16 protein-coding genes and 1 tRNA gene are annotated in these 16,367 nt (G+C 60.9%); 1 reads left to right on the forward strand and 16 read right to left on the reverse strand.

The features are described from left to right. Positions 1 to 74: 74 nt before the first annotated feature. Positions 75 to 467 (reverse strand): GFA family protein, encoded by a 393-nt coding sequence (locus LHFGNBLO_RS24160; protein WP_258601823.1) that lies wholly within the window; start codon positions 465 to 467, stop codon positions 75 to 77. A gap of 191 nt (positions 468 to 658) precedes the next feature. Further along, positions 659 to 734: transfer RNA gene (locus LHFGNBLO_RS24165), tRNA-Lys, on the reverse strand. Positions 735 to 1,023: 289 nt separating this feature from the next. Between LHFGNBLO_RS24165 and LHFGNBLO_RS24170 the strand changes: the two genes are divergently transcribed. After that, positions 1,024 to 1,542: a BA14K family protein gene (locus tag LHFGNBLO_RS24170; protein WP_258601824.1), complete on the forward strand. Its 519-nt coding sequence runs from the start codon at positions 1,024 to 1,026 to the stop codon at positions 1,540 to 1,542. An 81-nt stretch (positions 1,543 to 1,623) separates the two neighbouring features. Here the strand turns inward: LHFGNBLO_RS24170 and glpK are convergent, their stop codons facing one another. From glpK to LHFGNBLO_RS24240, 14 genes are all read right to left on the reverse strand, one after another. Next, the gene (glpK, locus tag LHFGNBLO_RS24175; protein WP_258601825.1) at positions 1,624 to 3,117 is read right to left on the reverse strand and encodes a glycerol kinase GlpK; all 1,494 of its coding nucleotides are present in this window, start codon (positions 3,115 to 3,117) and stop codon (positions 1,624 to 1,626) included. An 11-nt stretch (positions 3,118 to 3,128) separates the two neighbouring features. Continuing rightward, complete coding sequence (locus LHFGNBLO_RS24180) at positions 3,129 to 3,659, reverse strand: hypothetical protein (RefSeq protein ID WP_258601826.1); 531 nt, start codon at positions 3,657 to 3,659, stop codon at positions 3,129 to 3,131. 60 nt (positions 3,660 to 3,719) lie between these two features. Beyond that, positions 3,720 to 5,444: an ABC transporter substrate-binding protein gene (locus tag LHFGNBLO_RS24185; RefSeq protein ID WP_258601827.1), complete on the reverse strand. Its 1,725-nt coding sequence runs from the start codon at positions 5,442 to 5,444 to the stop codon at positions 3,720 to 3,722. A 78-nt stretch (positions 5,445 to 5,522) separates the two neighbouring features. Further along, entirely contained in the window at positions 5,523 to 5,804 is a 282-nt protein-coding gene (locus tag LHFGNBLO_RS24190) for a DUF2160 domain-containing protein (protein ID WP_258601828.1), read from the reverse strand. Between the two features lie 2 nt (positions 5,805 to 5,806). Next, positions 5,807 to 6,730, reverse strand: a complete 924-nt coding sequence (locus LHFGNBLO_RS24195) for a carbohydrate ABC transporter permease (RefSeq protein WP_258601829.1) — start codon at positions 6,728 to 6,730, stop codon at positions 5,807 to 5,809. A 1-nt stretch (position 6,731) separates the two neighbouring features. Next, on the reverse strand, positions 6,732 to 7,598 hold the full coding sequence (locus LHFGNBLO_RS24200) for a carbohydrate ABC transporter permease (RefSeq protein WP_258601830.1): 867 nt from the start codon (positions 7,596 to 7,598) through the stop codon (positions 6,732 to 6,734). Then, entirely contained in the window at positions 7,599 to 8,666 is a 1,068-nt protein-coding gene (locus tag LHFGNBLO_RS24205; RefSeq protein ID WP_258601831.1) for an ABC transporter ATP-binding protein, read from the reverse strand. 9 nt (positions 8,667 to 8,675) lie between these two features. Continuing rightward, positions 8,676 to 9,755: an ABC transporter ATP-binding protein gene (locus LHFGNBLO_RS24210; RefSeq protein ID WP_258601832.1), complete on the reverse strand. Its 1,080-nt coding sequence runs from the start codon at positions 9,753 to 9,755 to the stop codon at positions 8,676 to 8,678. 39 nt (positions 9,756 to 9,794) lie between these two features. Continuing rightward, positions 9,795 to 11,321: a glycerol-3-phosphate dehydrogenase gene (glpD, locus tag LHFGNBLO_RS24215; RefSeq protein WP_258601833.1), complete on the reverse strand. Its 1,527-nt coding sequence runs from the start codon at positions 11,319 to 11,321 to the stop codon at positions 9,795 to 9,797. Between the two features lie 127 nt (positions 11,322 to 11,448). Then, positions 11,449 to 12,216: a DeoR/GlpR family DNA-binding transcription regulator gene (locus LHFGNBLO_RS24220; protein ID WP_258601834.1), complete on the reverse strand. Its 768-nt coding sequence runs from the start codon at positions 12,214 to 12,216 to the stop codon at positions 11,449 to 11,451. 129 nt (positions 12,217 to 12,345) lie between these two features. Further along, positions 12,346 to 13,758 (reverse strand): pyridoxal phosphate-dependent decarboxylase family protein, encoded by a 1,413-nt coding sequence (locus tag LHFGNBLO_RS24225; RefSeq protein ID WP_258601835.1) that lies wholly within the window; start codon positions 13,756 to 13,758, stop codon positions 12,346 to 12,348. Between the two features lie 66 nt (positions 13,759 to 13,824). After that, positions 13,825 to 14,556, reverse strand: a complete 732-nt coding sequence (locus LHFGNBLO_RS24230; protein WP_258601836.1) for a peptidase — start codon at positions 14,554 to 14,556, stop codon at positions 13,825 to 13,827. A 32-nt stretch (positions 14,557 to 14,588) separates the two neighbouring features. Beyond that, entirely contained in the window at positions 14,589 to 15,383 is a 795-nt protein-coding gene (locus LHFGNBLO_RS24235) for a transglutaminase family protein (RefSeq protein WP_258601837.1), read from the reverse strand. A gap of 1 nt (position 15,384) precedes the next feature. After that, positions 15,385 to 16,326: an alpha-E domain-containing protein gene (locus tag LHFGNBLO_RS24240; RefSeq protein ID WP_258601838.1), complete on the reverse strand. Its 942-nt coding sequence runs from the start codon at positions 16,324 to 16,326 to the stop codon at positions 15,385 to 15,387. Positions 16,327 to 16,367: the final 41 nt, after the last annotated feature.

Here is a 16,367-nt window from a genome sequence, read left to right on the forward strand (position 1 = left end):
GAGCATCCGGTTCGAGATCTTGGCCAAGGCAACTCAGTCACCTCGCAACGGCGCCTTCGCACCGTTCGAGCTACTTACTCCTCAAAGCGACCCGGGGCGTCACGACCGCGCTCGTATCGTCTCGTGAGCGGAAACGGCGGCAACCAGGATTCGCGACGGACGGTCCAGCTTTCGTAGGTTGGCACCAGTTGGTCAGGGCCATCCAGGGATCCCAGGTGGACTTCAATTTCGTCTGCGCTACGTGCGAAAACGGACGAACCGCAACGGGGACAGAAAAATCGCCCGAGGTAATCGCGTGTCTCGCCGTCGATCGTCACCGCGTCCTGAGGGAACACCGCCGAAGCGTAAAAAAGGGCCCCATGATGCTTGCGGCAATCGAGACAGTGACAAATGCCGACCCGGTATGGGGTACCCGACGCCACAATTCGGACATCGCCGCACAGGCAACCACCGGTGAATCGGTCCATGCTGCGTCTCCTCTGAAATCAAGCGGTCGGAATGGCTACGACGAACAGCACTGTCATTGCAATTGCCCGAACTACGGCGAGTGCGCTTGCTGGAGCGCTATTGCATCGAAAGTCATTGCCAAGAACCCTTCGGAACCCGCCAAATGGGTAAGTGGGTTTTATATCTAAGCTATTGAATTTTATTGTGTTTCTGGTGAGCGCGTCGGGGTTCGAACCCGAGACCTACTGATTAAAAGTCAGTTGCTCTACCGGCTGAGCTACGCGCTCCCGCGGGTGCGAAAAGGCAGCCCTCGAAATTGCGCGGAACATAGGGAGAGTGCCGCGAGCGGTCAACCGGAAAAAGATGGCTCGCAAGCCGGGCTATCCACAGCGCCGCGACGCTTCGACTAAGACGGAGCAGCCTTCACCGAGATGCCGAATACTGGCTCTCTTGATCCACGGGCGTGACGAGAGAAACATTACAAATCAGTAACTTGCGATTTACCCCGGAACAATTGGTCCGCCTGCCCGTTTTCTCGCCACAAGGGACATCAACCAACCCTTCAAGGAGAAGACCATGAACAGGATCGCAACGGGTTTGCTGGCGACCGCACTGTCAGTCTCGTTCGCTGCCGCGGCGATCGTGCCGACCGAGGCAGCCCAGACATTCATGCCGCAAGCCCCGTCAGTCTCGTCCGATGTGCTGAATGTGGAAGCCCGCAACGGCGACTTGCAATGGATACCGAACCAGGGGAATCGTCGCAATTTCAATCGCAATCGTAATTCCGGCAATCGCGATTTCAGAGTTAATCGCAATTTTTCCGGCAACAACGGTGGAGCTTATTGGAACGGCCATCGCGGTTATCGCGACTACCATCGTGGCTATCGCCGTCATGGCGACTATTGGTTCCCGCTGGCTGCCTTCGCCACTGGTGCGCTGATCACCGGCGCGATCATCAACAACCAGAACCGTGTCTATCGTGGTGGCGACGACCATGTTCAGTGGTGCTACGACCGCTACAGATCCTACAGGGCGTATGACAATACGTTCCAGCCTTACAACGGCCCGCGTCAGCAGTGCTATTCGCCGTACTGACACGGTTCGGACCGGGTAAAGTAAGGGAGGCTGATGGAGCCCGTGCCGGCGACGGCGCGGGCTTCATTCTGTGCGCCGAACCTACAACGTGCTCAAGGTTCTGCGCACAGCATCGCGCCAACCCTCCAGTTTGGCGGAACGCGTCGAAGCGTCCATATCCGGCTTGAACCTCCGGTCGAGCGCCCAGGTCTTGGCGAACTCCTTGGCCTTCGGCCAGACGCCCGCCTTGGAACCGGCCAGCCATGCCGCGCCAAGTGCTGTCGTCTCGAGAATGGTCGGACGATCGACCGGCGCATCGAGGATGTCGGCCAGCCGCTGCATCGTCCAGTCCGAGGCCACCATGCCGCCATCGACCCTGAGCACGGTTTTTGCGGAGGCGCCCTTCCAGTCCTTGCGCATGGCGTCGAGCAGGTCGCGGGTCTGGTAGGCGACGGATTCTAGAGCGGCGCGGGCAAATTCCGCCGGCCCCGAATTGCGGGTCAGGCCGAAGATGGCGCCGCGTGCCTCGGCATCCCAGTGCGGCGCGCCAAGCCCGACGAAAGCCGGCACCAGGTAGACGTTTTGCGTCGGGTCGGCGGTTGCCGCCAGCACGCCGCTCTGCTCGGCCTTGCCGATCACCTTGATGCCGTCGCGCAGCCACTGCACCGCCGCGCCGGCGATGAAGATCGAGCCTTCGAGCGCGTAAGTGGTCTTGCCGTTCAGCCTGTAGGCGATGGTCGTCAAAAGCCGGTTCTTCGAGCGCACCAGATCGCTGCCGGTGTTCAGCAGCGCGAAGCAGCCTGTGCCATAGGTGGATTTCATCATGCCCGGCTCGAAACAGGCCTGGCCGATGGTCGCCGCATGCTGGTCGCCGGCGACGCCAAGAATCCTGATCTCGGCGCCGAACAGGCTTTTCTCCGTCACGCCATAGTCGTCGGCGCAGTCCTTCACCTGCGGCAGCATTCTTGCCGGTATGTTGAGGATGGCCAGCAACTCGTCGTCCCAGACATTGTGCTCAATGTTGTAGACCAGCGTGCGCGAGGCATTGGTGGCGTCGGTGGCGTGAACCTTGCCACCGGTCAGCCGCCAGATCAGAAAGCTGTCGATGGTCCCGGCCAGCAACTCACCCTTCTCGGCGCGTTTTCTGGCGCCCTTCACTCTGTCGAGAATCCAGGCGATCTTGGTGCCGGAGAAATAGGGATCGAGCAGCAGGCCAGTCTTGCGGGTGAACTTTTTTTCCAGGCCTTGCTTCTTCAGTTTCTGGCACAGCGGCGCGGTGCGGCGATCCTGCCAGACGATGGCATTGTGGATCGGCTTGCCGGTCGCCCTGTCCCAGATCACGACGGTTTCGCGCTGGTTGGTGATGCCAATGGCCGCCACATCCGATGCGGCGCTGCCGGCATTCTTCAGTGCCGCCTTCACCGTGGTCACGACGCTCGACCAGATCTCCTCCGGGTCGTGCTCGACCCAGCCGGAGGCCGGATAATGCTGGGTGAATTCCTGCTGGCCTGTGCCTGCAACCTTCATCCTGTCGTCGAACAGGATCGCCCTGCTCGATGTCGTGCCCTGATCGATGGCTAGGATGTATCTGGTCAAGTTCGGCAATCCTATGTGATTTCAAGCCTGCCTTGATGAAGGTGCAACCCAATGGGTGCAACGCAGACAGCCAGGTTTTCCAACTTCTCGCCCGCATTCAGCGCTCTGGATACTGCGGCTGCATAGCTGGAGCCTTCCGCAATGGCTCGCACTGCGGAAGCCGGCAGCAGGTCGTGCGCGAGATTATCATGGACCGTTTGAAACGCTGGGTGTTGGGCGACTTTGAAAGAGTGAGGTCGGCCGTGCCGGTCGCTAAGCACGTATTCAAAGTCCTTTGGAGTAGAGATCTTTCTCAACGCGTATTCCGCTATGATTTCTGGAACAAGTTCATAACCCAGCCGCAACTCCGGATTCTGCAAGATCAGGCCCAATTGATTCGAAGCGAGCTTCGTCCTGGCCTCGATTTCGCTGTGATATCCATTGTCTGAAAGGCGCAGCGTGGCCAGTTCGTGGGTGAATTCCGGGGTGAAAAGCAGCTGCCCATTCTCACGGATGGTGGCTGGAGTCCAAGGTGCGGCGCGCCGAAAAAGCGAGAAGATCAAACGTTCGCTCCGTAGCGTTTGCCGGGGCACAATGCCCCGGCAAACTGTAGTTGCAGAAACTTACTTCTGCCAGCTTTTCACCAGTTCGTCGTAGTTGATGGTGACCGGCTTTTCCTTCTCGTTCTCGATCTTGAGCTGAGGAGCGAGATGGCCGTTCTTGACCGCGTCGGCGTTCCAGTAGGCGAGGTCATGCTCTTCGGCCATCTTCGGGCCGATATCGCCCTGGATGCCTGCCTTTTCCAGGCGTTCCATGACCTTCTCCTGCTCGGCGCAAAGCGAGTCCATCGCCTCCTGCGCCGTCTTGGCACCCGACGACGCATCGCCGATCGCCTGCCACCAGAGCTGTGCCAGCTTCGGATAATCAGGCACGTTGGTGCCGGTCGGCGACCACTGGACGCGGGCCGGCGAGCGGTAGAACTCGATCAAGCCGCCGAGCTTCGGAGCGCGTTCCGTGAAGCTCTTGTCCTGGATCGTCGACTCGCGGATGAGCGTCAAGCCGACATGGCTCTTCTTCACGTCGACCGTCTTCGACACGACGAACTGCGCATAAAGCCAGGCAGCCTTGGCGCGATCGTCGGGCGTGGACTTCAGCAGCGTCCAGGAACCGACGTCCTGGTAGCCAAGCTTCATGCCATCCTTCCAGTAGACGCCATGCGGCGACGGAGCAAAGCGCCATTTCGGGGTGCCGTCCGCGTTCACGACCGGCAGACCGTCCTTGACGAAGGAGGCGGTGAAGGCGGTGTAGGTGAACATCTGCTGCGCGACCGTGCCCTGCGACGGGACGGGGCCGGATTCGCCGAACGTCATGCCCTGGGCTTCCGGCGGCGCATAGGCCTTCAGCCAATCCAGGTACTTCTGGATCGAATACACGGAAGCCGGGCCGTTGGTGTCGCCGCCGCGCGCGACGCACGAGCCGACAGGCTGTGACTTCTCGTTGACCTTGATGCCCCATTCGTCGACCGGAAGACCGTTCGGCAGGCCCTTGTCGCCATTGCCGGCCATGGACAGCCAGGCATCAGTAAACCGCCAACCGAGCGACGGGTCCTTCTTGCCGTAGTCCATGTGGCCATAGACCTTCTTGCCGTCGATCTCGCGGCCGGTGAAGAACTCGGCGATATCCTCATAGGCCGACCAGTTGACCGGAACGCCGAGGTCGTAGCCGTACTTGGCCTTGAAATCGGCCTTGTTCTTCTCGTCGTTGAACCAGTCGTAGCGGAACCAGTAGAGGTTCGCGAACTGCTGGTCGGGCAGCTGGTAGAGGTCGCCGTCCGGAGCGGTCGTGAACTTGGTGCCGATGAAGTCGGCGAGGTCGAGGTTGGGGTTGGTGACATCCTTGCCCTCATTCGCCATCCACTTGGTCAGGCTGCGCGCCTGCTGGTAGCGCCAGTGCGTGCCGATCAGGTCGGAGTCGTTGACGTAGGCGTCGTAGATGTTTTCGCCCGACTGCATCTGGGTCTGCAGCTTCTCGACGACGTCGCCTTCGCCGATCAGGTCGTGCGTGATCTTGATGCCGGTGATCGCGGTGAACGCGGGCGCCAAAACCTTAGACTCATAGCTATGCGTATCGATGGTCTCGGAGACCACCTTGATGTCCATGCCGGCGAAAGGCTTCGCGGCATCGATGAACCATTGCATCTCGGCTTCCTGGGCGCCGCGATCGAGCGTCGACAGATCCTTGATTTCGGTATCGAGGAAGGTTTTGGCTTCGTCCATTCCGGCATAGGCCTGGCCTGCTCCCCAGAGCAGGACAAGCGCAGTCGTTGATGTTAAAAATTGCCTTCGCATTTCGTTTCCTCCACTTTCAGGTTTCAAGTGCGATCTGGAGCGGCCGTCGGCACGCGGCCGCTCCAACAGTTTCCCCCTCTATACGTAGCGGAACACGCCGACGGCGTAGACTACGGAGAGAGCGAGAGCCCACCACAGGTTGGGTCCGACAAGACCCAGCCAAGCGAGATGGATAAAGGCGCTGCCGAGCAGCGAAACAAAGAGGCGGTCGCCGCGCGTCGTCTCGAAGCGCAGGATGCCGACGCGCGGATTGCCGCCCGGCGAGGCGTATTCCCAGACCGCCATGCCGCACAGCAGCGCCAGGATCGTGATGAAAAACAGCGCCGTCGGCAGCGTCCATGCCATCCAGGTGAGGTTCATGGTCATACCCTCCCCAGGGCAAAGCCCCTGGCGATGTAGTTGCGGACGAACCAGATCACGAGCGCGCCTGGCAAGATGGTGAGCACACCGGCGGCGGCGAGCACGCCCCAGTCGAGGCCCGAGGCCGAGACCGTTCGCGTCATGATCGCCGCGATCGGCTTGGCGGCGGTCGTGGTCAAGGTGCGCGCGATCAGCAGTTCGACCCACGAAAACATGAAGCAGAAGAAGCAGGCCACCCCGATGCCGCTGGCGATCAGCGGCATGAATATCTTCAGGAAGAAGCGCGGGAAGGAATAGCCGTCGATATAGGCCGTCTCGTCGATCTCCTTCGGCACGCCGGACATGAAACCTTCGAGGATCCACACCGCCAGCGGCACATTGAACAGGCAGTGCGCCAGCGCCACCGCGATATGCGTGTCGATCAGGCCGAAGGCCGAATAGAGCTGGAAGAACGGCAGCGCGAACACCGCCGGCGGCGCCATGCGGTTGGTCAGCAGCCAGAAGAAGAGGTGCTTGTCGCCGAGGAACCGGTAGCGCGAGAAGGCATATGCCGCAGGCAGCGCCACAGAGACCGAGATCACCATGTTCATGACGACATAGATGATCGAATTGATGTAGCCCTTGTACCAGGACGGATCGGTGAAGATCACCATGTAGTTGGCGATGGTCGGCTGCTTCGGCCATAGCGAAAAGGCGCCGAGGATCTCCTGATTGGTCTTGAAGCTCATATTGACCAGCCAGTAGATCGGCAGCATCAGAACGATGATGTAGATCGTCGGCACCAGCCACCAAAACCGGGATTCTTCGCCGCGCCGGCGCATCAGCCGGGCGACCTGGTCCTGCGACAAGGTGCTGGCGAGCCCGTCCGAAACCGTCGGCCCGCTCACCCGGTCCTGCCTCGTCGTTCTTTCGTTGGCGCCGCTCATCTCAGCGCTCCGCATCGATGTTGGTCATGACGGTGTAGAACACCCATGACAGCAGCAGGACGATCAGGAAGTAGATGATCGACATGGCGGCTGCCGGCCCGAGGTCGAACTGGCCGATGGCAATCTTGACCAGGTCGATCGACAGGAACGTCGTCGAATTGCCGGGACCGCCGCCGGTGACGACGAAGGGCTCGGTGTAGATCATGAATGAGTCCATGAAACGCAGAAGCACGGCAATCAGAAGCACGCGGTTCATCTTCGGCAGTTGGATATAGCGGAAGATCGCCCAGCGCGACGCGCCATCGATCTTCGCGGCCTGATAATAAGCATCCGGTATGGAGACGAGGCCGGCGTAGCAGAGCAGAACGACGAGGCTCGTCCAGTGCCAGACGTCCATCATGATGACCGTCACCCAGGCGTCGGTCGGGTCGTTGACGTAGTTGTAGTCGAAGCCGAGCGCCGACAGCGTGTAGCCGAGCAGGCCGATGTCGATGCGGCCGAACACCTGCCAGATCGTGCCGACGACATTCCACGGGATCAGCAGCGGCAGGGCCATCAGCACCAGGCAGACCGGCACGCCCCAGCCTTTCTTGGGCATGTTGAGAGCGATGAAGATGCCGAGCGGAATCTCGATGACGAGGATGATCGCGGAGAAGATCAGGTTGCGGACCATCGACAGCCAGAAACGTTCCGATTCCAGGATTTCGGTGTACCAGTCGGAGCCATTCCAGAAGAAGACGTTGTTTCCGAACGTGTCCTGTACCGAATAGTTGACCACCGTCATCAGCGGGATCACCGCTGAGAACGCCACCAGCAGGAGCACCGGCAGCACCATGAACCAAGCCTTGTTGTTCCAGGTCTTTTCCATCTATGCCCCCATCTCGACGCGCCAGGAATCGGCATAGATGTTGATGCCGGCCGGATCGAACCGCACTTTCGGATCGGCAGGAACGGTCTCGTCTTCGCCGATGACGGCAGCGATCTCGCGGCCTTCGAGATTGGCGCGGACCACCTTGTGGCGGCCGAGATCCTCGACCTTGCTGATCGAGACAGCCATTCCTTGGCTGCCCAACCGCACATATTCGGGACGGATTCCAAGCTCGATGGCGCCGCTGCCTGCCTTCGGCGCGCCCGGCAGTTCGATGCGCTGCGAGCCCAGTTTCGCCATCTTGCCGTCGATCGCCACCGGCATGACATTCATGCCCGGCGAGCCGATGAAATAGCCGACGAAGGTGTGGCGCGGCCGTTCGAACAGTTCGGCCGGCGTGCCGATCTGGACGATACCGCCATCGTACATGACGACGACCTGCTCGGCGAAGGTCAGCGCCTCGGTCTGGTCGTGCGTGACATAGACCATGGTGTAGCCGAAGCGGCGGTGAAGCTGCTTCAACTGCGAGCGCAGCACCCACTTCATATGCGGATCGATGACGGTCAGCGGCTCGTCGAAAAGGATGGCGTTGACATCCGAGCGCACCAGCCCGCGGCCGAGCGAGATCTTCTGCTTCTGGTCGGCGGTCAACCCGCGTGCTTTCTTCTTCGCCCAGGAGGCGAGATCGATCATCTCCAGCGTCTCGCGCACCTTGCGGTCGACATCGGCCTCCGGCACGCCACGGTTGCGCAGCGGGAAGGCCAGATTGTCGTAGACGGTCATGGTGTCGTAGATGACGGGGAACTGGAACACCTGCGCGATGTTGCGCTCCTGCGTCGACAATTTGGTCACGTCCGTGCCGTTGAACAGCAGCTGGCCATGCGAGGGGTGCAGCAATCCCGAAATGATGTTGAGCAGCGTGGTCTTGCCGCAGCCGGACGGGCCGAGCAACGCATAGGCGCCGCCGTCCTCGAAAGTGTGGTGCACTTCCTTCAGCGCAAAATCGGCATCCTTCTGCGGGTTCGGCAGGTAGGAATGGCGGATGTGGTTGACGTCGATGCGCGCCATCTCTTGCTCCTACGCGGCCAGCTTCGGCGCGGTCATGGCGCGGCCGTGCTCGTCGAAAACCATGATGTGGCGCGGGTCGATGAACACCTCGACCTCCTCGTCCGGTTCGAAACTGCGGATGCCGTGGGTCAGCATGACCCAGCGCGCGTCGGCGAAATCGAGATGGACGAAGCTCTCCGACCCGGTGATCTCGGTGATCGTGACCTTTGCGCGCACCGGCACGGCGGCGGCGTTGGGCCGCTCGAGAGACAGATGGTGCGGCTGAAAGCCGATCGTATAGTTGGCATCGGCAATGCCGGAGAGCTCGGCCGGCACCGGCAGGTTCAAGCCACCCTCGAGCAGGAAACCCCCGCCCCTCTTGGCGAGCACGATGGTGTTGAGCGGCGGATCGGCAAAGGTTTCCGCGGTCACCAGGTCGACTGGCTTGCGGAACACTTCGATGGTCGGACCGAACTGGGTGATGCGTCCTTCAGAAAGCGTCGCAGTGTTGCCGCCGAGCAGCAACGCTTCGTGCGGCTCGGTCGTGGCATAGACGAAGATGGTGCCGGCCGCCGCGAAGATCTTCGGCAGTTCGGCGCGCAGTTCCTCGCGCAACTTGTAGTCGAGATTGGCGAGCGGCTCGTCGAGCAACACCAGGCTGGCGTTCTTGACGATGGCGCGCGCCAGCGCGGTGCGCTGCTGCTGGCCACCCGACAGGCTGAGCGGCGTGCGGTCGAGATAGGGCGTCAGCTTGAGCAGTGCCGCTGCATTGCGCACCTCCTTGTCGATCTTTGCCTGATCGGTGCCGGCCACGCGCAACGGCGAGGCGATGTTCTCGTAGACGGTCATCGCCGGATAGTTGATGAACTGCTGGTAGACCATGGCGACCTTGCGCTTCTGTACCGGCATGCCGGTGACATCCTGGCCATCGAACCAGATTGAGCCCGAGCTCGGCACGTCGAGGCCGGCCATCAGCCGCATCAGGCTGGTCTTGCCGGAAAGCGTCGGTCCCAAGAGAACATTGAGCGAGCCGTGCTGAAGCGTCAGCGACACGTCGCGGATATGCTCCGCCGCGCCGACCGTCTTCGTCACGTTTCTTAGTTCCAGCATGATGCCTCCTCCCAGGCTTTCTGCATCAGTCGCCCACCCCTATTCGGCAGCCGCGACATGGCGCCGGCTTATTCCACGCATGAATTCGTCGAGAGATGCCGCCTGTTCGCGGCTGAGATGCAGGCCACGCTTGGTCCGGCGCCACAATACATCTTCGGCGGTGACAGCCCATTCGTTTTGAACGAGATAGCGCACTTCGGCCTCGAAAAGATCGGCGCCAAAATTCCGGCCAAGATCGGCATTCGACTTGGCGAGGCCCAACAGCATCCTTGCGCGGGTGCCGTAGAGCCGGGTCAGCCGGCGGGCCAGGCGCGCGTCGAGGAACGGATAGGCGGTTTTCAGCTTCGCCACTTCGGCGTCGAAACCGGTGGCCGGAAAATCACCGCCCGGCAGCGGCGCGTTTGCCGTCCAGGGCTTGCCGCGCTTGCCGAGAAAACCCTCGATCTTTTCCAGCATCGATTCCGACAGCCGGCGATAGGTGGTGATCTTGCCGCCAAAGGCGTTGACAATCGGGGCGGCGCCCTCGCCGCCGTCGGCCTTCAGCACATAGTCGCGGGTCGCTTCCTGCGCCTTGGAAGCGCCGTCGTCATAGAGCGGGCGCACGGCGGAATAGGTCCAGACTATGTCCGAGCGCTTGACGGCTTGTGCGAAATATTCGCTGGCCGCCGCGCAGAGATAGTCGATCTCGCTATCGCTGATCTTCACCTCATGGGGGTCGCCAAGATAGTCCTGGTCGGTGGTGCCGATCAGCGTGAACTCATCCTCGTAGGGGATGGCGAAAATGATGCGCCCGTCCTTGTTCTGGAAGAAATAGGCGCGAGGGTCGTCGAACTTTTTGCCGATGACGATGTGGCTGCCCTGGACGAGGCGGACATTGTGCACGTCGTTCAGGCCGACCGTGGCGGACAGGACATGGTCGACCCACGGACCGGCGGCGTTGACCAGCAGCCGGGCCTTGACCTCCTCGGCCTCCCCCGTCTGCACGTTTTCCAGCCTGATCGCCCACAGGTCACCCTCGCGGCGCGCGTCAACCACTTTCGTTCGGGTTCGGATCGTCGCGCCACGATCGGCGGCGTCGCGGGCGTTCAACGCCACCAGCCGCGCATCGTTGACCCAGCCATCGGAATATTCGAAGGCCTTTCTGAACAGCGGCTTCAACGGCTTGCCGGCCGGGTCTTTTGCCATGTCCAGCGTTCTGGTCGACGGCAGCAATTTGCGGCCGCCAATGTGGTCATAGAGGAAAAGGCCGAGCCGGATCAGCCAGGCCGGACGCAGGCCCTCGGCGTAAGGCAGCACGAAGCGCATCGGCCAGATGATGTGCGGCGCGTTCTTCCACAGAACCTCGCGTTCCATCAGCGCTTCACGGACGAGACGAAACTCGTAGAATTCGAGGTAGCGCAAGCCGCCATGGATCAATTTGGTCGAGCCGGAGGAAGTTCCGCTGGCCAGATCGCTCATCTCGGCAAGGAAAACCGAAAAGCCGCGGCCAACGGCATCGCGGGCAATGCCGCAACCATTGATGCCGCCACCGATGACGAAAATGTCATGGATCGGGGATGCGTCCAAGAAGTCCTCCAGCGATTTCGCATTGCAGCATTTTTGGTCTTTTGCGAAACCATGTCGGAATTATTTCGAAATGATAACGAATGTCAAACGAAATATCACGAGCCCGTGATGAGGCCCCGAGAACCGCTTAACCGAGAGACGTCTCGATCAGTTGAACCTCGGCTTCCTGGCAGATCTTGCGCACCGACGGGATATCGCAGCGGTCGGTGATGAAGGTGTTGACCTGCGACAGATGGCCGATGCGAACCGGCGCCGTGCGTTCGAATTTGGTCTGGTCGGAAACGAGGATGACATGCCGGGCATTGGCGATGATGGCTTGCGCCACCTTGACTTCGCGAAAATCGAAATCGAGCAGTGCGCCGTCATGATCGATCGCCGAGGCACCGATCACCGCGTAGTCGACCTTGAACTGCCTGATGAAATCGACCGCCGCTTCGCCGACGACACCACCGTCGGAGCCGCGAACGACACCGCCGGCGATCACCACCTCGATCGAAGGATATATCCGCATCCTGTTGGCAACATTGATGTTATTGGTGATAACCATGAGGCCGTTGTGATCGAGCAGCGCCTTGCTGACCGACTCTGTCGTGGTGCCGATGTTGATGAACAGCGAGGCGTTGTCGGGGATCAGCCTGGCCGCCGCGCGACCGATGGCCTCCTTCTCTTCGGCGGCGATCTTGCGTCTGGCCTCATACTCCATGTTCTCGATCCCGGACGGGAACAGCGCCCCGCCATGGATGCGCGAGAGCAGCCGCTGGTCGCACAGATCGTTGAGATCCTTGCGGATGGTCTGCGGCGTCACGTTGAAATGCGTGGCCAGATCGTCGACCAGCACGCGGCCCTGATCCTTGGCTATCTGGATGATTTCGGCATGACGGGGCGACAGATACATATGGCAACCCTCCCGTTTTCGTTTTTCTTGTCTATAGCTGAAAACGAAAGGGATGAAAAGGCGTAAGCCGGCTAATGAAAATCATATGATTGCGAAGACAAACCCGAGCGCTACCTCGGCAAGGCCAAGCTAGACGAGGCCGCGGGCAATTTCGGTGACGACATCGAAGGCCGCATCGACGTCGGCCGCGGTCGTCTCGAACTGGCCGACCTGGAAGCGGATCGCGACCCGCCCCTCCACCCGTGTCTGCGTCAGGTAGATGCGGCCATCGTCGTTGATCGCGTTGACCAGGCGAAGGTTGTGTTCGTCGAGATCGACACCCGCTTCAGCCAGATGCCGGAACGAAAACAAGGACAGCATCGGCTCCGTGACGATTTCGAAATCTGCCTCGCTTGCCAGCCGTGTGGCGAGACCTTCGCTCCACGCAACATGGTTGCGGATCATCCCGCGCAGGCTTTCCAGCCCATGGGCGCGCAACAGGAACCACAGTTTCAGGGCGCGAAAGCGCCGGCCGAGCGGCACCGACCATTCGGAATAATTGATGATGCCGTCGCGGCCGTGCGTCTTCAGGAATTCGGGTTTGATCGCCAATGTGCGAACGAGATCCTCGGGCTGCCGAATAAAATGCATCGAGCAGTCGAACTGCGCGCCCAGCCATTTGTGCGGGTTGAAGACGATGGAATCCGCCTGCTCGACACCGGCCCAGAAATGCCGGTATTCCGGACAGATCATCGCCGACCCGGCCCAGGCGGCATCGACATGCAGATAGAGCCCATGCCGCTTGGCCACCGCGGCGACGCCGGCAATGTCGTCCGTGCCGCCGGTGCTGGTGCCGCCGACGCTGGCGATGATACCGGCCGGCAACATGCCGGCTTCCCAGTCGGCGACGACTGCCGCTTCAAGGGCTGCCGTATCCATGGCGCGAAAGCGGCCGGCAACCGGAATGCGGACAAGGTTGTCCTCGCCGATACCGGACACCCAGATCGCCCGATCGATCGAGGTGTGAACCTGATCGGAGCAATAGATACGCAGCCTCGCCTGCCCGCTCAGACCTTGTCTGTTTCCCTGCCAGTCGAGCGCGCGCTCGCGCATGGTCAGCGCGGCAGCCAGCGTTGCCGACGAAGCCGAATCCTGGATGACGCCGGAAAACCCCTGGGGCAAACCGAGCGCCTGGCGCATCCAGTCGACGGTGCGCGTTTCGAGTTCGGTCGCGGCTGGCGAGGTCTGCCATAGCATGCATTGCGCCGCCATTGCCGAGACCAGATATTCGGCCACCACCGACACGGGTGCCGCATTGGCCGGAAAATAGGCGAAGAAGCGCGGATGCTGCCAGTGCGTCATGCCCGGGAGGATTTTCTTTTCGAAATCGGCGAAGATTGTGTCCATCGGCTCCGCCGCTTCAGGCGGCGAAGCCTCTATACCCGCAAGGATGTCTCCCGGCTCGACCAATGGCCGCACCGGTCTTTCGCGCAATGTGTTGCGATAGTCGACGCCCCAGTCGGCGGCGCGCCTCGACCATTGCCGAAAATCATCGTTGTTCATTGCGTCTCCCGCAACCTGCTCGAGCGCCATCGATCACCCGCGACTGTCCGCAGCGACAGGGGCCGTCTAGCCCGGAAAATCGGGCAGGCTGGCAAAGGCTGCTTTCAATGCGCTCGACCAGCCCTCCGAGATGGTGCGGTAGTATTGGTCGTCCTGGCCAATCCGCTTCTTCAGGCTGATCTTGAAGGCGTCCTTCTCGTAGAACAACAGGTCGAGCGGCAGGCCGACCGACAGGTTCGACTTCAGCGTCGAGTCGAACGAGACCAGCAGCAGTTTCACCGTCTCGGCCAGGCTCATCGTCTTTTCATAGGCGCGGATGATGATCGGCTTGCCATATTTGGTCTCGCCGATCTGGAAAAACGGCGTGTCATCGGTCGATTCGATGAAATTGCCTTCGGGGTAGATCATGAACAGGCGCGGCGCACTGCCCTTGATCTGGCCACCCAGGATGAAGGAGGCGTTGAAATAGGAATCCGCCTTCTCACCCGCCGGCGACGAACTGGCGATGACTTCCTTGACGGTGTCGCCGACCAGCCGCACCGTCTGGTACATGGAGGGCGTTTCCAAGAGCGTGGCATGGCGATCCGCCACCGCCTTGGTGCGCTCGTCGAGCAGGCTGACCACGGCTTGCGTCGTCGCCAGGTTGCCGGCCGACATCAGCACGATGACGCGCTCGCCGGGTTCCTCCCAGATATGCATTTTCTTGAAGGTCGAAATCGAATCCATGCCGGCATTGGTGCGCGTGTCCGACATGAACACGAGCCCGCGATCGATCTTCAGGCCGACACAATAGGTCATGGAATCTCTTTTGGCAGCAATCTTGCCGGGAATTACTGCTCTACCGTGACGGTGACCGCAAGCTGTTCTTCCGCCTGTCCCAGACGAATTCCCGACACCGGCGTCGCATCTCGATAATCGCGGCCGGTTGCCACCTTTACATAACGTTCGTCAGGCGAAATGCCGTTGGCGACATCGAAGGCGACCCAACCGAGGCCGGAGACATGCGCCTCGGTCCAGGCATGGCTTGCCGCCTGCTCGACGGCCGCGTCCATCATCAGATAACCGCTGATATAGCGGGCCGGAAAACCCATGGCGCGCGCAGCGGCGGCAAAGATGTGGCTATGATCCTGGCATACGCCGGTCTTGAGCGCCAAGGCCTCCTCGGCCGGCGTCGCCGCATTGGTGGTGCCCGGAGTGTAGGCAACGCGCTCGGAGATGATGGCCATCAGCCGGTGCAGCCTTTCGATGTCGGTTCCCTTGCCGACCGATGCGGCGAGTTCTCGAATGCCGCTGCCGATGACCGTCAACGGCGTTTCATGGCCATACAGCCAAAGCGGCGTAAAACCCTGATGCGGCCCGGACACGCCTGCCGTGTCGCGTGTCACCACTTCGCCTGACGCCTCGACGGTGATGAAGTCGCGCTCGCCTTCGACGCTCAGCAGCCTGGTGTCATTGCCGAAATGATCGATAAAGCGAACCTCTTCGCGCGCGCCTTCGGTCTTCAGCGCCCAGGACAAAACGGTCTGTGTCGATCCGCTGACCGGAAGCAGCCGCAACCGCTGCAACAGATATTGCACCGGCGCGTCGTAGCGGTACTCGGTCCGGTGGGTGATTTTCAAACGCATATCAGTTGAACCGATAATCCTGAGCGATCTCGTCGCCGAGCTTGGTATTGTCGCGAATGAAATTGGCCAGGAATTCGTGCAGGCCGGCGTCGAATATGTCCTTGATCGACCCTGCCCTCAGCATGGCCTGTGTCTTTTCGGCTGTCGCATGGCAGGCATGGCATTCGCCATAATCGTCACCCAGGAATTTCAGATGCTCGGCCAGAAAACGATAGCAGAACATCAGCGAGCGCGGCATGCGGACATTGAGGATCAGATAGTCGGCGATGTTGGTCGGCTTGTAGTCGGCCTCGTAGACCCAGCGATAGGAACGATGCGCTGACACGGAGCGCAGGATCGATTCCCACTGATAGTTGTCGAGCGTCGAGCCGACCCAGGAAATCGACGGCAACAGCACGTAGTACTTCACGTCGAGGATGCGCGCCGTGTTGTCGGCGCGCTCAACATAGGTGCCGAGCTGGGAGAAATCGAAGATCTCGTTGCGCAGCATCGTGCCGTAGAACGACCCGCGGATCAGCGCCGTCTCGCGTTTGATGGCGTCGAGCACGCTCGGCAGATCGCGCTCGTCGATCGGTTTGGCCAGCATCCGCTTCAGCGACATCCAGGCTTCATTGATGCTCTCCCAGGTCTCGCGCGTCAGCGCCGTGCGCACCATGCGGGCATTGTTGCGGGCCGTCTCGATCGACGCCATCGTGCTCGACGGGTTCGAGGTGTCGCGCAAAAGGAAGTCGGCGACGTTGGCGGCGGTGTAGTCTTGGTATTTCTGGGTAAAAGCGACGTCCGCCCCGGCGCTGAGCAGCACCGAATTCCACTCCTCCGAGGCGCTTTGCGTACGGGTCAACGCCATGCGCAGGCCGGCATCAACCAAGCGCGCCATGTTTTCCGCCCGCTCGATGTAGCGGTTCATCCAGTAAAGCCCATTGGCGGTGCGGCCGAGAAGCATGTCAGGCGGTCCGACAGTGAGTAGTGAGCAGTGAGTAGTGA

It is taken from the genome of Mesorhizobium sp. AR10, assembly GCF_024746795.1.
In the GTDB taxonomy this organism is placed as follows: Bacteria; Pseudomonadota; Alphaproteobacteria; order Rhizobiales; family Rhizobiaceae; genus Mesorhizobium.